The organism is Pseudofrankia saprophytica (assembly GCF_000235425.2).
GTDB classification, from domain to species: domain Bacteria; phylum Actinomycetota; class Actinomycetes; order Frankiales; family Frankiaceae; genus Pseudofrankia; species Pseudofrankia saprophytica.
Window position 1 is genome coordinate 5,935,895 of record NZ_KI912266.1, and the last position, 15,060, is coordinate 5,950,954.

Genomic DNA, 15,060 nt, shown 5'->3' on the forward strand with positions numbered 1-15,060 from the left:
AGGATGGCGCCCGCACCGGAGCTGACTGCCGATGCGGACCATCGAGCCGTCTGGCATGTGGACGTCGAGGGTCATCGTGGCGGCGGCGTAGCGGAGGCAGCGTGAACAAGGACGACTTAATCCTGATCAGCGTGGACGACCATGTGATCGAGCCACCTGACATGTTCGACGGCTTCATCCCGGCCAAGTACGCCGACCGGGCGCCTCGGCTCGTCTCGGACGAGGTGAGCGACAAGTGGGTGTTCGGTGAAGGCGAGGCTCGCAGTTCTGGGCTGAACGCGGTGGCCGGCCGCCCACCCGAGGAGTACGGCCTGGAGCCGACGCGGCTCGAGGAGCTGCGACGGGGCTGCTACGACGTCCACGAGCGCGTCAAGGACATGAGCGCCAACGGCGTGCTCGCCTCGCTGAACTTCCCGTCGATGGCCCGGTTCTGCGGCCAGTTCTTCGCGAGCCGCGTCGACCAGGATCCCGACCTGGCCCTCGCCGTCCTGAAGGCCTACAACGACTGGCACATCGACGGCTGGTGCGCCTCCTACCCCGAGCGGTTCATCCCCTGTTCGATCCCGCCCATCTGGGATCCGCAGCTGATGGCGAAGGAGATCCACCGGAACGCGGCCAAGGGCGCCCACGCGGTCAGCTTCTCGATGAACCCCTACGCTCTCGGGCTGCCGTCGCTGCACAGCGACCACTGGGACCCGTTCTGGGCGGCGTGCCAGGAGACCGAGACCGTCGTGTGCGTCCACATCGGGTCGGGCGCGATCGGCGTGGTCACCGCGCCCGACGCCCCGATGAACGTCGAGATCACCTGCGCGGCCATCAAGACCTTCCCGACGGCGACCGACCTCGTGTGGTCACCGATCTTCCAGAAGTTCAAGAACCTGAAGGTGGCCCTGTCTGAGGGCGGCATCGGCTGGATCCCGTACTTCCTCGAACGGGCGGACTACACCTACAAGCAACACAAGGCCTGGACCCGCCCCGACCTCGGTGGCCGGCTGCCCAGCGAGATTTTCCGCGACCACGTCGTCACCTGCTTCATCGTCGACGACTTCGGCCTGGCCAACCTCAACTGGATCAACGAGGACATGGTGACCTGGGAGTGCGACTACCCGCACTCCGACAGCACCTGGCCGCGGTCCCCCGAGGTCGTGGCCGAGGCAGTGGCCGGGCTGACCGACATACAGGTCGACAAAATCACCCACCTGAATGCAATGCGGGTTTTCTCGTTCGATCCGTTCGCCATCCGCCCGCGCGAGCAGTGCACGACCGGAGCGTTGCGGCAGGAAGTCGCGGGCCACGACATCTCGATCGTCTCCCGAGGCACTCGGGACTGGCACACAGCCACAGTGGGACAGTTCGCCCACTCGCACCAGCCGACCAGCACGACGTGAGCGCGGCCCCGCTCGCCGGGGTGCGGGTGCTCGAGGTCGCCTCGCACGTGTTCGTCCCGATGTCGGGGGCCGTGCTCGCCGAATGGGGCGCCGAGGTCATCAAGATCGAACACCCCGAGACCGGTGACCCATACCGGGGCCTGGTCACCGCCGGCATGCACAAGCTGTGGAACGGCGTGGACGTGCACTTCCAGGCCACGAACCGAGGCAAGCGCTCCGTCGGGGTGGACATCAAGCACCCGGAGGGCCGGCGGCTGCTGTCCCAGCTCGTCGCCGCAAGCGACGTGTTCGTGACCAACCTGCGGGCCGACACCCTCGCCCGACTGAAGCTCGACGTCGCCCACGTACGGGCCGACAACCCCGCGGTGATCTACGTACGGGGCACCGCGTTCGGCGCCCGAGGGCCCGACGCCGGCCGGGGCGGCTACGACGCGGGCGCCTACTGGGCCCGCAGCGGCATGCAGCAGATCTTCACCGCGCCCGACGCCCCCTGGCCGGCGATGCCCCGGCCGGCGTTCGGTGACGTGGTCGGCGGGCTGGTCATCGCCGGCGCCGTCAGCACCGCACTGTACCGCCGTTCGGCGACCGGCGAGCCATCGGTGATCGACGCCTCGCTCCTCGCGTCCGGCATGTGGCAGGTCCAGATGGACGTCATGAACTCCGTCATCAACGGCCCGACGGCGCCCGCGCGCGCCCGTGGCCGGTACGAGACCTCGAATCCGTTGATGCTTCCGTACCGCACCGCCGACGGCCGCGTGATCATCTTGCAGATGCTCGCGCCCGACCGCTACTGGCCCCACCTGTGCCACGCCCTCGGCCAGCCCGACATGGCGAGCGACCCCCGCTTCCTCGACATCGACGCCCGCCGCCGCAACGCCCAGGCGTGCGTCGAATGGCTCGACGGCGTCTTCGCCCAGCGCACCTACGACGAGTGGCGGCACGTGCTGTCCGAGTTCGACGGAGAGTGGGCGCTGAGCCAGTCGCCCCACGAGCTCGACGGCGACCCTCAGGTCCAGGCCAACGGCTACCTCGCCCACGTCGACGTCGGCAACGGCCACTCCCTCCCGCTGGTCACCGCGCCGGTGCAGTTCGACCAGCAGCCAAACCAACCGACCCGCGCCCCCGAACACGGCGAACACACCGAGACCGTGCTCCTCGAACTCGGCCTCACCTGGGACGAAATCGGCGAGCTCAAAGCCAGCAAGGCCATCCTGTAACAGCGCAAAGTCACATCAAAGAATTGACCGAATGCGCAAAGATTGCGCGGAGCCAGACTGGGATGATTCTCCCAGTCGGGCGCGGTTAGGGTCTCGGGGGATAGAGTCCATCCGGCCCTGCCATGGAGGTTCGAGGTGGACGACACCTGGACGATAACGGTCGATCGGGAGCGATGCATGGGTAGCGGTATCTGTCTCGTTTATGCGGCCGGCACGTTCGACCATGACGAGGACGCCAAGGCCGTCGTGACGGATTCGGCCGCCGATCCGATCAACGCGATTCGCGTTGCGGCGGAGGCGTGCCCAACCAGCGCGATCCAGCTCGCGTTAAACGATGGAGTGTGACGGTGTTACTCGAGAGGAAAAGCGCGGTGATCACCGGCGCCGGGTCGGGCGTCGGTCGCGCCTCGGCCCTGCGGTTCGCCGAGGAGGGCGCACTGGTCGTCTGCGCCGACCTTCGACTCCAGTGGGCGAAGGAGACCGTGCGCCAGGTAGAGGCTGCTGGCGGCGTCGCCATCGCCCAGGAGTGCGACGTGGCGTCCGAGCAGGACGTCGCCGACGCCGTCGCCACCGCCACCGAGCAGTTCGGCCAGCTCGACGTCATGTTCAACAACGCCGGTATTCCGGCGCCGCAGCGCGGCAGGGCGATCGAGGACCACACGGTCGAGGACTTCGAGCGCCTGACCTCCGTCAATCTGCGCGGGGTGTTCCTCGGCTGCAAGCACGCGGTGGCGCAGTTCAAGAAGCAGGGCGACGGCGGTGTCATTCTCAACACGGGTTCGGTCGCCGGTCTGATCGGCCTGGGCGACGTGGTCTACGGAGCGACAAAGGGTGGCGTCCACCAGCTGACCCGCGGCGTCGCCGCCGAATGCGCACCCTTCGGTATCCGGGTCAACGCGATCTGCCCCTCCGGCATGCCGTACACCACCAACTTCACCGCGGCAGGCGGGACACGGATCCCACCCGACGCCCTCGAGCAGTACGCCGAGCACGTCGGGTCGATCCATCCGCTGGGACGCCCGATCACGGCGGAGGACTGCGCCGAGGCGGCGGTGTACCTGGTCTCAGATCGAGCCTCGAACATCACGGGCGTGCTGCTGCCCGTCGACGGAGGATACGTGGCAAAATGACCAGACCGGACAGCATCGGACTACTCGACCGCGCGCGTCTACGCGAGGTCTTCGACCTCCGTAACGAGGCGAATGTCGGGGCGGTCACGGACTACACCGACGATCCGTACCCGAGGTGGCACGAGCTTCGGAAACAGGCAGCGGTGCATCCCGGCACCTTGCACGAGTTGACCGGTTGCCACGGCCCGGTGATGTTCCAGGGACTGCCGTTCGAGGACCGGCCGCACTTCACCGCGTTCACGTTCGCGGCCTGCGACGAGGCGTTGCGGAACCAGGAGGTCTTCGCTTCCTCGCCGGTAGCGGTCGACCTCGAGGACGGGCAGCTCGCTCCGCTGAACAGCATCTTCTCCATGGCCGGCGCCCAGCACCGCCGTTACCGGAGGCTGGTGCAGTCCTCGTTCGTGCCACCGCGGATGCGCTGGTGGACCGAACGGTGGATCGAGACGACGGTGCACGCGCTGATCGACTGGTTCGTCGACGACGGCTACGCGGACCTGAACGTCGACTTCTCCGCGGCCGTCCCGGTACTGACGATCACGGGCAGCTTCGGGGTCGCGGTTGAGCAGGCCGTCGCGATCCGAGAGGAACTGGGCAAACCAGCCGAGCTCGTCCCGTTGCTGGCGCCGATCGTCGCGGCCCGCCGAGCGGCTCGCGAGGACGACCTCATCAGCGTCCTCGTCGACGCCGAGGTGCAGGACGACAATGGGAACGCTCATCGGCTGTCAGACGCGGAGATCTATTCGTTCGCGGTGTTGCTGCTCATGGCGGGATCGGGCACGACGTGGCGACAGATGGGTATCGTCCTGACCACGTTGTTGCAGCGCCCAGAACTTCTCGACGCGGTGCGCACCGACCGGCAGCTCCTACGCAACGCGATCGACGAATCGTTGCGGTGGACACCCACTAATCCCATGTTCTCCCGGTTCCTGACCAGAGACATCGAGTTCCACGGCACACACCTTCCCAAAGGCGCGGTGCTGCACCTCGCACTCGGTGCCGGCGGCCGGGATCCCAGCCGCTGGGAACGGCCTGACACCTTCGAGGTGACCCGCCCTCCCAAGCCCGCGCTCGGATTCGGCGGGGGACCCCACGTGTGTCTGGGGATGCACGTCGCTCGAGCCGAGATGTACACGGGCATCGGCGCCCTGCTCGACAGGCTGCCGAACCTTCGACTCGATACCGACGCCGAACCACCCCGCATCATCGGCATGTACCACCGCGGCCCGACAGCGATCCCCGTGCTATTCGGTTGAGAGGAGCGACCCGTGACGGAGACCGACGGCGAGGTCGGCTACCTCTGGAACGCCGTCCCGACCTTGCTGCCCGCTGGACGGAAGGAGCGAGGCGCAGTGGCTGACACGCCTCAGTTCGAGTCGAGAATGCTCGTCGACGGGAAGCTCGTCGAGGCCGCCACGGGCAGAACCTTCGACAACGTCAACCCGGCGACCGAGGAGGTACTCGGCCAGGTCGCCAATGCGTCCGCCGTCGACATGCACCGCGCCGTCGACGCTGCCCGCCGGGCGTTCGACGAGACCGGCTGGTCCACGAACCATGCCTTCCGCAAGCACTGCCTCTCCCAGCTGCAGGAGGCGCTGGAGGCGGAACGCGAACAGTTCCGCGAGGAGCTGATCGCGGAGGTCGGCTGCCCTCGGGCGACCACCATCGGCGAGCAGCTCGACGCGCCGCTCGCCGGCGCGCTGCGCCACCCGGCCAAGCTCATCGACGAGTACCCATGGGAGACTGACGTCGGCGACAAGGTCGACCCGCGAAGCGGAAGGCTGACGTCGCGCAGGATCTGGCGCGAGCCGATCGGCGTCGTCGGCGTCATCGTGCCGTGGAACTACCCGCTCCAGATCACACTGCACGGACTCGGCCAGGCCCTCGCCACCGGCAACACCGTCGTACTCAAGCCGGCGCCGGACACTCCGTTCCACGCCACCCGCCTCGGGCGCCTCATCACCGAGCACACCGACTTCCCTCCTGGGGTTGTCAACATCGTCACGTCGTCGGACCACCTCGTCGGCGAGGAGCTGACCCTCTCCCCCAAAGTCGACATGATCGCCTTCACCGGGTCGACGGCCGTCGGCAAACGAATCATGGAGAAGGGCGCGGCCACCCTCAAGCGACTGTTCCTCGAGCTGGGTGGCAAGTCGGCCACGATCGTGCTCGACGACGCCGACCTGCAGACGGCCACGAGAATGGGCATCGCGGCGTGCATCCACGCCGGCCAGGGCTGCGCCATCCCGACCCGGATGCTGCTCCCCCGCTCCCGCTACGACGAAGGCGTCGATCTGCTCGAGGCCATGTACGCCGACGTCAAGGTCGGCGACCCTCAGCAACCGGACACCGTCACCGGCCCGGTCATCTCGGCGAAGCAACGCGAACGCGTACTCGGCTACATCCGCAAGGGCCTCGACGAAGGAGCCAGCCTCGTCGTCGGCGGCACCGGCCGGCCCGAAGGACTCGACAAGGGGTACTTTGTCAGACCGACACTATTCGTCGACGTCGATAACTCGATGACAATCGCCCAGGAAGAAATCTTCGGACCCGTCCTGGCGGTGATCCCGTTCGACGACGACGAAGACGCCATCAGGATCGCCAACGACAGCTCCTACGGCCTGTCCGGCACAGTGATGTCAGGATCGCTGGAACGGGCGCTGGCGGTGACCCGCCGCCTCCGGACAGGCACCGTCCACGTCAACGGCGGCTCGGCGTCCGGCCCGGACATGCCCTTCGGCGGCTACAAGGCCAGCGGCATAGGACGGCACAAAGGACAAGTCGGCTTCGACCAGTACCTCGAAACGAAATCCACAGCCTGGCCGGCAGAAAGCCGATGAGCAAGATTGCGCGGAACCCGACTGAGAGGATTCTCCCAGTCGGGTGCGGTGAGGGTCTCGGGGGATGGAGTCGATCCGGCCTGTCATGGGTCTCGATCCGGAACCGGACTACGACTCGAACCTCCAAAGCCGCTCACCTCACAAGTTCAACGTCAGTAAAAGCCTTTTTCAGATCTCGTGGGGTGCACCGGTTGTAGTCCTTTTCCGATCTTCGCGGGCACAAGAGCGCGTGAACCAATCAGGCAGTCACCACGACCAGGGTGGTTCGTCGTAGCCGCACCGGTGCGGAATCACACTGTCGTCTGCACAGCGACCCTTGCCCCTGGTGCCGCATTCCTTACCCGTGAGCTTCGCGAGAACAGCGAACGTCTTCGAGGGGGACCGTCCCATAGACGGTGTTTCCGGCAACTTTGCTCAGTAGGTCTCGGCAGACGGCCAACGGTCACCGAACGTGATCGAGAAGGCGTCGGTCGCGGGCTTCCAACGGACGATCCACCGGGCGCGGCCGGTCGAGGCTGCGGGTCATAAGATACAGGCATTTCAAGGCGCGGCCTGGTCGCTGGGGAAATACCCTCGGGCCCGCACCGCCCGCCGGTAGCGGGCGTTGAGCGACTCGATCGCGTTCGCGGAACACAGCACCCGAAGTATTTCCACGTCGTAGTCGAAGAAAGGAGTGAACTCCTCTCATAATTCCGGGAGGTGTGGAACGACCACGAGATCGGCATTCGCCCCAACGAGGTGAAACACTTCATCCACCCCGAACTCGGTGCATTGGTGCTAACCCGCCAGACGCTACTCGATCCGAACCAGTCGCATTCACTGCTCGTCTACACCGCCATTCCCGGCAGTGAGAACCACGAAAAATTGCAGTTGCTGTCCGTCATCGGAACCCAGGCTCGTCACTAACCTCGATCTTTCACGCTGGGAGCCACCCTCGCAACCTTGTTGATGTTGAGTTGTCGGCCTTGACTGGTTCGCGTCGTGACCGGATGCCCCGTTGGGCTCTAACGCGTGCGCGTTCGGCGAGGCGCGCCAAGACCGGGAGGGCGCCGTGATGATCAGACCGCTGCGGTCAGTTCGGTCGAGGACCCGCGGGTAGACCGGTGCCTTGTCCGTGGTGACCTCGACCGGCCGGCGGCCGTGAGGCCATCACCCAGGCGGCACTCGGGCTACACGCCGCCCACTTCCCCTCCCCGTTCGCCACCGTCCTCGCCCGCGCCGAAACCCTCGACGTCACGCTGTCGCTGCTCGACCGGCCCCAAGGTCTCACCACGCTGCGGTGCATGCGTCGCCACGCCGCACCTGCTGCCCCTCGACCTCGCCGCCGCCGCGCACCAGGCCACCGTCCACTACCGTCTCCGCGACGCGACCCGGCGCAGGCGTAACGCCACGCCCCAGACAACCTGCTCAACCCAGACCAGCGGACAGCTGCACAGCCTGCTGGCCGACGGCCCGTCACCGCGCGGCGCAGGACGATAGGCGGGCCGTGCGGAACCCGGCTATCCCGCGACGGGCTGCAGCTCGGTGACCTGGCTGGTGTTCAGCACATCGGCGATGCGCCAGAGCCCGAGCCAGCTCTGTGGGTGGACCGACTCGTCGAGCAACGCGGCATGGGCTCGCGGGTCGGGGTCGGCGCACGCCTCGGCGCAGACGGTGACCTGGTAGCCGACGTCGACCCCCCACCTGGTCGTGGACAGCACCGTCCCGGAGGTCGCCACCCCCGCCAGGATGATCTTCTCAATGTTCGCGGCCCGGAGGAGCTCGTGCAGGTTCGTGGTGGCGAAGGCTCCGATGCTGCTCTTGGTCAGAACCGGCTCGTCACCGACCGGCACGAGGAGGGGATGGATCCGATCCTGCATCCCGGCCGGGACGACGTGTATCACGGGCAGCCCCGCGGAGCGGGCCGCGTCCAGCGCGCCCGCGGCGTGCTCGGCGATGGCGGCGTTGTGGCTGAAGTTCTCGACGATGTACGCGGCGAAGTCCAGCGCCAGGAACGCGGCCGGCACGGACGTCGGCTGACTGGCCACAGTCATCAGGTTCTCCTTCGCGAATTGGTACGGGCCGGCGGTGCACGAGACCAAGACGCCGCCGTCACCACCGGCGTTCTCACGCCGAGCGCCACAGCGGACACGAGTAAAATCGGAGACAGCGCCCCGGTTCGACCACTGTACCGGAGACAGCGCCCCGGTTGGAGAACCTCGGACCGAGGGAGACCCGGATGGAGACCGAGCACCGGCCACTGCGCGCCGACGCGCGCCGCAATCGCGACCGGCTTCTGCAGGTGGCCCGGGAGGCCTTCGCGGCCGACGGACTGTCCGTCTCGCTGGACGAGATCGCGCGCCGGGCCGGTGTGGGGCCCGGCACCCTCTACCGCCACTTCCCCACCAAGGAGACGCTCTTCGAGTCCGTCATCCACGAGCGCCTCGACCCCCTGCTGGCCGAGGCGCGGGCCCTGCGCCACGCCGACGACGCAGGAGCAGCCCTCTTCAAGTTCATCGAGCGCCTCGCCGTCGACGCCTCGACGAAGACAGACCTCATCGACGCGATCGCCTCCACCAGGGCCGACATGCAGGCATCCGTAGCCGCGATGACCGCCGCCCTGCGCGATGAGATCGGCCACCTCCTCGTCCGGGCGCAGGACGGCGGGGAGGTACGCGGCGACATCGACACCGCCGACCTGATGGCGGTGCTGACCGGTACCCTCCTCTCGCTGCGTCACCTCGCGCACCACGACGCGGACCCCACGCGAGTGCTCGCGATCCTGCGCGACGGGCTCCGGTCACCGGACTTCTCGCCCCAAGGGGAGGCTCCCCGTTCCTGAGTGCGCCGCGCGGTCATCGCGGCTCCGAGTCCGACGAAGACGACAGGGAGGCTCCCGGGTGGGGGCCGGCCCGCAGAGCAGACGTCCTCGTCCGGACATGGCGCTGTTCCGGCCGACGATCGGGCGGACGCCACAGCGTCCGGGGCAAGCGGTCGCCCGGAAGCCCTGAGCCGTCGCGGCCTCGGCGTCGTCCAGTTGGTCTGGCCGCGCGCCCGCGGCCGAGCGCGCCGCCAGGCGTGTTCAGGCCGGGGTGAAGATGACGGGGAGTTCGGCCAGGCCGCGGACCCAGAAGGTGGGACGCCAAAGGAGGCTGACAGAAGGGATGGCGAGGGCGATGTCGGGGATGCGGTCCAGGAGCACCGTGACCGCGGTCTCAGCAATGATCTCGGCGAGGCTCTGTTGCGTTGGCGGTGCACAGCGGTCGGGCCATCCGCTCAGGCATGATCGAGTAGTGCGTCGTCGGCGTGTACGACCTGTCGTCCCGGCCTCGGAGTTTGCTGGGTTCCGCTTCCGCCAGAGGTGATCGTTCTGGGCGTCCGCTGGTACCTACGGTTCGCCCTGTCGTACCGCGACGTCGAGGAACTGCTGGCCGAACGCGGCCTCGACGTCGATCACGTCACGATCTTCCGGTGGGTGCGGCGGTTCACGCCGCTGTTGATCGACGCGGCCCGGCCGTGCCGCCACAGCCCGAGCGACAGGTGGTTCACCGATGAGACGTATGTGAAGGTCGCCGGGCGCTGGACGTACGTGTACCGGGCGATCGACCAGTTCGGCCAGGTCATCGACGTCCTCGCCTCCGAAAGACGCGATCTGGCGGCGGCGCGCCGGTTCTTCACCCGGGCACTGGCACACGGGTGGCGGCCGGTCGAGGTGACCACCGATCGGGCCGCGGCTTACCCGCGGGTCCTCGACGAGCAGCTTCCGGCCGCCCACCACATAGATGCCCGGTATGCGAACAACACGATCGAAGCCGATCACGGCCGGCTGAAGGCCCGGCTGCGGCCGATGCGCGGGCTGAAACGGCTGCGCTCCACCCAGGTGATCGGTTCCGGGCACGCCTTCGTTCAGAATCTTCGCCGCGGCCACTACGAACTCGGCGTCGACGCCGAGCCCCATCTCCGGCTCGCAGCAGCGTTCACCGAGCTCGCGCAGGCCATCTGATCAGGCCGCCAACCTGACCCTGTCGTGCCTCGGGCCGGCCCAACGCAACAGAGCCGCCGGGCCACACTCCGCCGGGCAGTTCGTCGGGGCGCAGGCCCCGAAGATGCCCGTCCTGCGGTGGCCTGATCATAACCATTCGCGGGAGGACAAGCTGCGACGAGTGGACGCCACTCTCCGGGCGAGCGCGGCGTCGCTGACCTGGATAGGTGGGGCGGGCGGGCTCACAGGGCGGTTGCGCGGTCGGTGATGCGTCAGCCGGCGGCGGTTCGGACGAGGGTGACGTCGGTGCGGGCGGGCGCGGATGCGGTCTTGTGGGCGAGCACCGTGCCGTCGGCGCCGAGGAAGTCGTAGGCGGCGGTCTGCTCGACGACTCGCAGCACGACGCGGTCGGGCCTTTCGTCGGTGATCTGCAGGTTGAGGGTGCGGGTTGCCAGGTGGGAGACGTGCGCGAAGCGGCCGGTGATGTCGCGCAGCAGGGCGAGGTCGGGCGGGAGCGGTCAGCCGCTGAGCCAGGTTCCCATGGTGAGCGGGTCGAAGCCCCGCCACCAGCGGACCAGGGTCACCGCGTTCGAGCCCTGCACACTGACCGCGACCGGGACGGCGTCGTAGGCCCAGAGGACGACGAACTGGCGGTTGGCCCAGAAGCACAGCAGGGCACCGCCCTGGCCGCCCTGGGGCGGGATCCACCGGCCGACGGCCGGTGCGCCAGCGTCGCAGGAGCCCGGGGTGGGCACGTTGACGGTCAGGAGGTCAAGGCGGCGGTCCAGTGCCGATCGGTCCGGGAAGTGCCAGGCGTACACGAACCGGCCGTCGGAGGCCGCGCAGCGGACGGCGGCGTCCGGATAGGTGCTGTTGGCCGCCGGATCGACCCGGATGCAGCGGGTCATGGTCACGGGGTTGAGCAGCGCCCGCAGCGCCTGGTCGGCCGACAACCCGGCCGCCGGGTGCGGCACCGGCGAGGTCCTCGGTGGCACTGTCGACGGTGGCACGGTCGGCGACGCCGACGCCGACGCCGGGGCCGGGTCGGTCGAGGTCGCGGTCGCCGGCCGTGGGGTGAGAGTGGCCGTTCCCAGGGGGACGGGCGTCGGCGCGCCATCCGGGCTGCCCGGCGGGGGCAGGCGGCTGCCGAGCAGGATCACGGCGGCGATAGCGGCAACGAGGGTGACGCCGACCGCCGTCGGCCTGCGGCGCGCCTGCCGCCACCGGTGCTGGCTGGCACGGGCCGGGGCGGCACTGTCCCGGCCAGGGTTGTGACTGTCCATCAGGTCTCCGCTTACAGCGTGCCGGACCCGCCTTCGGTGACGTTCTTCAGACCGGCGTGACGGCGAGGCCGAGTGCCGATGAGTATGTGCCACCGCAGCGGTCAGTAGTTCGTCGTTTCAACGGATAGTGGCAGTCGCCCGGCACCGCTCGAAGATCCAGAAAGGGACCTCATGCCGAAAGTCGTAACGATCGGTTACGGCGATCGTCCGGGATATGACAGCACAGCCTCATCCGTCCGCGACGAGGCGCACGCGCACGACGGCCGCCTGCGTCGCGGCGGAGTGCTCATGGGGATCGCCGGCGCGCCGGTCCAGGTTCGCAACCACGACGCCGTGCGCGTAGAGACCGACAGGGGCGCGTTCCCGCGGTCCCCGCGGCTCTGTTGCGTTGGCGGTGCACAGCGGTCGGGCCATCCGCTCAGGCATGATCGAGTAGTGCGTCGTCGGCGTGTACGACCTGTCGTCCCGGCCTCGGAGTTTGCTGGGTTCCGCTTCCGCCAGAGGTGATCGTTCTGGGCGTCCGCTGGTACCTACGGTTCGCCCTGTCGTACCGCGACGTCGAGGAACTGCTGGCCGAACGCGGCCTCGACGTCGATCACGTCACGATCTTCCGGTGGGTGCAGCGCACTGTTGCGTCGGTGGACGCTGTGGTCCGTCCCGGCGGCCAGGCATGATCGGATGATGGCGCACCGCCGTCCTCATCCGCCGGTCCCGGTCTCGGCCTCGGAGTTCGCCGGCTTCCGGTTCCCACCGGAGGTGATCGTTCTGGGAGTTCGCTGGTATCTGCGGTTCGCGTTGTCGTACCGGGACATCGAGGAGTTGCTCGCCGAACGCGGCGTCGACGTTGATCACGTGACCGTGTACAGGTGGGTCCGCCGGTTCACCCCGCTGCTGATCGACGCCGCCCGGCCCTGTCGCCACAGCCCGGGCGACAGGTGGTTCACGGACGAGACATATGTCAAGATCGCGGGCCGGTGGCGCTACCTGTACCGAGCGATCGACCAGTACGGGCAGGTCATCGACGTACTCGCCTCCGAGAATCGGGACCTGGCCGCGGCGCGTCGGTTCTTCACCGCCACGTTGTCGCATGGTCGTCGCCCGGTGGAGGTGACCACCGACCGGGCCCCGGCCTACCCACGCGTCCTCGACGAGCAACTGCCTGCTGCTCACCACGTGGACGCCCGCTACGCGAACAACCCGATCGAGGCCGACCACGGCCGGTTGAAAGCCCGGCTGCGGCCGATGCGAGGACTGAAACGACTGCACTCGGCCCAGGTGATTGGCTCCAGGCACGCCTTCGTCCAGAACCTTCGCCGCGGACACTACGAACTCGGCATCGACGCCGAGCCCCATCTCCGGCTCGCGACAGCGTTCGCCGAGCTCGCGCAGGCTATCTGATCAGGTCGCCAACTTGGCCCTGCCGTGCCTCGGGCCGGCTCAACGCAACAGCCCCAGCCCGGCTCCCCGCGCATCGCCGTCCACCAGGCCCGCCACGACCAGCCCCCGGACGACCCGTGGCCCCTCTACCCCCCGGACTGACCACCCGCAAGACACAGACCACCAGCCCGATGAGGGCTGGGGCCTGACGCTCGGCGCCTCGCCGCGGCGAGGCGCCGTAGTCCCGCCAGCCCCGCAATCCGTGTACTCCCATTGAATGGGAGTACACGGATTGCGGGGCTGATCTCGGTCATACGCCCGCGACTACCGCTCGCCGGCCGGCTCGTCCTCGTCCAGGCGGCGGTAGACGGTGGCGCGGCGGCTCGGCAGGATTCTGGCCGCGCTTTCTGGCAGGGGTGGATCGCCGTGTGCGGGCGTCCGATGGCGGTGGCGGTACAACCCTTCCCATAACCGACAACGGGGGAGCGGCCGGGCGTTCCGGCCGGCACCGGTTGCTGGCGGTGGCGGGGCTGGCCGGGCTGGGCACGGTCGCGGCGGTGGTCGCCATCTGGCGCCTGCCGGTCCGGGATGTACCCGGGCGGCTCCGACGGGGCGGTCCAGGCCCGGCCACAGCACTGCAGGGCGGGCTGCTGTTCGCCGGGGTCGTCGGCGTGCTCGCGCTGCCGCTCGGCACCGGCGGCCGCCGCTATGCGCCGGACTTCGCCGACGGCTGCGCGCGGCTCGCCGCGGCTCTGGTCGGCGGCCGCACCCTCGCTCAGCGCCAAGCCCGGTCGACGCGCTGACCGCTGACGGGGAGCGCTTTCGAGAGGACAGGATAAGAGGCATTACCCCATCCTTCAGATGATCGTTTGTGGGTTGCAGTGGGGGAACTCGTGCCGGTCGCCGTGCCGGTGCCGGCAACCCAAGATCAATCTCGCCGATAACCGCTGTTCCGTTGTTCCCCGACGCCGTCCTCCCGGCCGACGCCGTTGCCAGCGGACATGATCCCGCACCGCGCCCGCGCGATGGCCACGCCGGTCAGCCATATCCGCCCGATTTTCGGCGAATGCCACGGCGACCCCATAGGTGTCGAGGCCGCTACTCTGACCCCCGGTCGAAGACGATCAGGGGGATTCTCATGACACAGCCAGGCTTCCAACCGCCCTACGGCTACCCGCCACCGCCACCACCCGTACGCCGCTCCACGTTCCGCCGACTGCTACCCCTGTGGATCATCCTCGGCGTGCTGTTCATCGGCCTGGCCAGCTGCGCCATCGCCATCGGCGTGGCCGCCGGCCACACGGTGAAGCTCAACGGTCAGCATCCCGAGGATGTGCGCGTCGACAGCTGTACGACCGACACTGCTGGCGCGCTGCACGCGACGATCACTGTGACGAATAGGACCGACCGAACCGCGTCCTACGTGATCACGGTGGCGTTCACCGCGCCCGACGGCGCCCAACTCACCACCGGCCCCGCGTTCATCCCACGCCTCGGCCCCGGCCTGGCCGGACGGGAAGAAGTCCGTGGCTTCACCGGGCAGACAGTCGGCGGCCAGGTGGGCTGCCGGATCACGTCGGCCCAGCGGACCATCCTGTCCTGACCGGTCAGCGCGCGGGGCGGTGGGATTCCAGCGCGTAGGTCGTCGTACCGCCGTTCGTGCTCCGGCGGCGGTACACCCACACCTGGCCGTTCCGCACCGACGCGATCAGATTATGTTGATCTTCAACCTCGATGCGGTCTTTGCTCCGGCATCTCGATGGCAAGTGGAGGTCCCAGCCCGACTTCACCAACCCGGCGTTACCTTGGGCGCCGTGGGCAGCAGTTCGGACTTCGCCACCTCCCGTATCGACTGGGGCTCGGTCCC

The 15,060-nt window shown here is 68.4% G+C and carries 16 protein-coding genes and 3 pseudogenes; 13 read left to right on the top strand and 6 right to left on the bottom strand.

Translation table 11 applies throughout. From position 1 onward, the window contains the following. The first annotated feature begins 101 nt into the window (after positions 1 to 101). The 6 genes from FRCN3DRAFT_RS0225125 (at position 102) to FRCN3DRAFT_RS0225150 (ending at position 6,572) form a co-directional block, all read left to right on the top strand. Positions 102 to 1,388 (top strand): amidohydrolase family protein, encoded by a 1,287-nt coding sequence (locus FRCN3DRAFT_RS0225125; protein WP_007515062.1) that lies wholly within the window; start codon positions 102 to 104, stop codon positions 1,386 to 1,388. Then, the gene (locus tag FRCN3DRAFT_RS0225130) at positions 1,385 to 2,605 is read left to right on the top strand and encodes a CaiB/BaiF CoA transferase family protein (protein ID WP_007515063.1); all 1,221 of its coding nucleotides are present in this window, start codon (positions 1,385 to 1,387) and stop codon (positions 2,603 to 2,605) included. The genes FRCN3DRAFT_RS0225125 and FRCN3DRAFT_RS0225130 overlap by 4 nt, the downstream gene beginning before the upstream one ends. 135 nt (positions 2,606 to 2,740) lie before the next feature. Beyond that, positions 2,741 to 2,950 carry a ferredoxin gene (locus tag FRCN3DRAFT_RS0225135; protein ID WP_007515064.1) on the top strand — a complete coding sequence of 70 codons (210 nt, stop codon included), beginning with the start codon at positions 2,741 to 2,743 and terminating at the stop codon, positions 2,948 to 2,950. Positions 2,951 to 2,952: 2 nt separating this feature from the next. Then, positions 2,953 to 3,735 (top strand): SDR family NAD(P)-dependent oxidoreductase, encoded by a 783-nt coding sequence (locus FRCN3DRAFT_RS0225140; RefSeq protein ID WP_007515065.1) that lies wholly within the window; start codon positions 2,953 to 2,955, stop codon positions 3,733 to 3,735. Beyond that, a complete protein-coding gene (locus FRCN3DRAFT_RS0225145) occupies positions 3,732 to 4,988 on the top strand; it encodes a cytochrome P450 (RefSeq protein ID WP_007515066.1) in 1,257 nt (418 codons plus the stop codon). The genes FRCN3DRAFT_RS0225140 and FRCN3DRAFT_RS0225145 overlap by 4 nt, the downstream gene beginning before the upstream one ends. Before the next feature lie 126 nt (positions 4,989 to 5,114). Further along, positions 5,115 to 6,572 carry an aldehyde dehydrogenase family protein gene (locus tag FRCN3DRAFT_RS0225150; protein ID WP_051467136.1) on the top strand — a complete coding sequence of 486 codons (1,458 nt, stop codon included), beginning with the start codon at positions 5,115 to 5,117 and terminating at the stop codon, positions 6,570 to 6,572. Between the two features lie 414 nt (positions 6,573 to 6,986). On the opposite strand, the pseudogene FRCN3DRAFT_RS51850 reads toward FRCN3DRAFT_RS0225150, so the two are convergent. Beyond that, positions 6,987 to 7,256 (bottom strand): annotated as a pseudogene (locus tag FRCN3DRAFT_RS51850) (transposase); the annotation flags it as partial. A 15-nt stretch (positions 7,257 to 7,271) separates the two neighbouring features. On the opposite strand from FRCN3DRAFT_RS51850, the gene FRCN3DRAFT_RS46170 reads away from it, so the two are divergent. Continuing rightward, positions 7,272 to 7,478, top strand: a complete 207-nt coding sequence (locus FRCN3DRAFT_RS46170; RefSeq protein ID WP_007515069.1) for an MmyB family transcriptional regulator — start codon at positions 7,272 to 7,274, stop codon at positions 7,476 to 7,478. 593 nt (positions 7,479 to 8,071) lie between these two features. Here FRCN3DRAFT_RS46170 and FRCN3DRAFT_RS0225165 read toward each other — a convergent pair. Further along, positions 8,072 to 8,605: a cysteine hydrolase family protein gene (locus FRCN3DRAFT_RS0225165; RefSeq protein WP_007515071.1), complete on the bottom strand. Its 534-nt coding sequence runs from the start codon at positions 8,603 to 8,605 to the stop codon at positions 8,072 to 8,074. A gap of 185 nt (positions 8,606 to 8,790) precedes the next feature. Here FRCN3DRAFT_RS0225165 and FRCN3DRAFT_RS46175 point away from each other — a divergent pair, with 185 nt between their 5' ends. After that, complete coding sequence (locus FRCN3DRAFT_RS46175; protein WP_007515072.1) at positions 8,791 to 9,393, top strand: TetR/AcrR family transcriptional regulator; 603 nt, start codon at positions 8,791 to 8,793, stop codon at positions 9,391 to 9,393. Positions 9,394 to 9,633: 240 nt separating this feature from the next. Here FRCN3DRAFT_RS46175 and FRCN3DRAFT_RS55320 read toward each other — a convergent pair whose 3' ends face one another. Then, a complete protein-coding gene (locus tag FRCN3DRAFT_RS55320) occupies positions 9,634 to 9,753 on the bottom strand; it encodes a hypothetical protein (protein ID WP_007515073.1) in 120 nt (39 codons plus the stop codon). 91 nt (positions 9,754 to 9,844) lie between these two features. Here FRCN3DRAFT_RS55320 and FRCN3DRAFT_RS0225180 point away from each other — a divergent pair. Beyond that, positions 9,845 to 10,554: pseudogene (locus tag FRCN3DRAFT_RS0225180) on the top strand (IS6 family transposase). A gap of 251 nt (positions 10,555 to 10,805) precedes the next feature. On the opposite strand, the gene FRCN3DRAFT_RS57205 reads toward FRCN3DRAFT_RS0225180, so the two are convergent. The 3 genes from FRCN3DRAFT_RS57205 to FRCN3DRAFT_RS56500 form a co-directional block, all read right to left on the bottom strand. After that, positions 10,806 to 10,934, bottom strand: coding sequence for a hypothetical protein (locus FRCN3DRAFT_RS57205; protein ID WP_007515075.1), 129 nt, complete (start codon positions 10,932 to 10,934; stop codon positions 10,806 to 10,808). Between the two features lie 117 nt (positions 10,935 to 11,051). Continuing rightward, positions 11,052 to 11,816 carry a hypothetical protein gene (locus FRCN3DRAFT_RS54290; protein WP_007515076.1) on the bottom strand — a complete coding sequence of 255 codons (765 nt, stop codon included), beginning with the start codon at positions 11,814 to 11,816 and terminating at the stop codon, positions 11,052 to 11,054. A gap of 228 nt (positions 11,817 to 12,044) precedes the next feature. After that, positions 12,045 to 12,242 carry a hypothetical protein gene (locus tag FRCN3DRAFT_RS56500; protein ID WP_232794140.1) on the bottom strand — a complete coding sequence of 66 codons (198 nt, stop codon included), beginning with the start codon at positions 12,240 to 12,242 and terminating at the stop codon, positions 12,045 to 12,047. 9 nt (positions 12,243 to 12,251) lie between these two features. Between FRCN3DRAFT_RS56500 and FRCN3DRAFT_RS56505 the strand changes: the two are divergent. The 4 genes and pseudogenes from FRCN3DRAFT_RS56505 to FRCN3DRAFT_RS0225215 form a co-directional block, all read left to right on the top strand. Continuing rightward, a pseudogene (locus FRCN3DRAFT_RS56505) lies at positions 12,252 to 12,472 on the top strand (IS6 family transposase); the annotation flags it as partial. A 25-nt stretch (positions 12,473 to 12,497) separates the two neighbouring features. Next, positions 12,498 to 13,214: an IS6 family transposase gene (locus tag FRCN3DRAFT_RS0225205; protein WP_027140915.1), complete on the top strand. Its 717-nt coding sequence runs from the start codon at positions 12,498 to 12,500 to the stop codon at positions 13,212 to 13,214. 407 nt (positions 13,215 to 13,621) lie between these two features. Continuing rightward, complete coding sequence (locus FRCN3DRAFT_RS55325; protein ID WP_007515079.1) at positions 13,622 to 13,996, top strand: hypothetical protein; 375 nt, start codon at positions 13,622 to 13,624, stop codon at positions 13,994 to 13,996. A 335-nt stretch (positions 13,997 to 14,331) separates the two neighbouring features. Next, positions 14,332 to 14,796 (top strand): hypothetical protein, encoded by a 465-nt coding sequence (locus FRCN3DRAFT_RS0225215; protein ID WP_007515081.1) that lies wholly within the window; start codon positions 14,332 to 14,334, stop codon positions 14,794 to 14,796. The last annotated feature ends 264 nt before the right edge of the window (positions 14,797 to 15,060 follow it).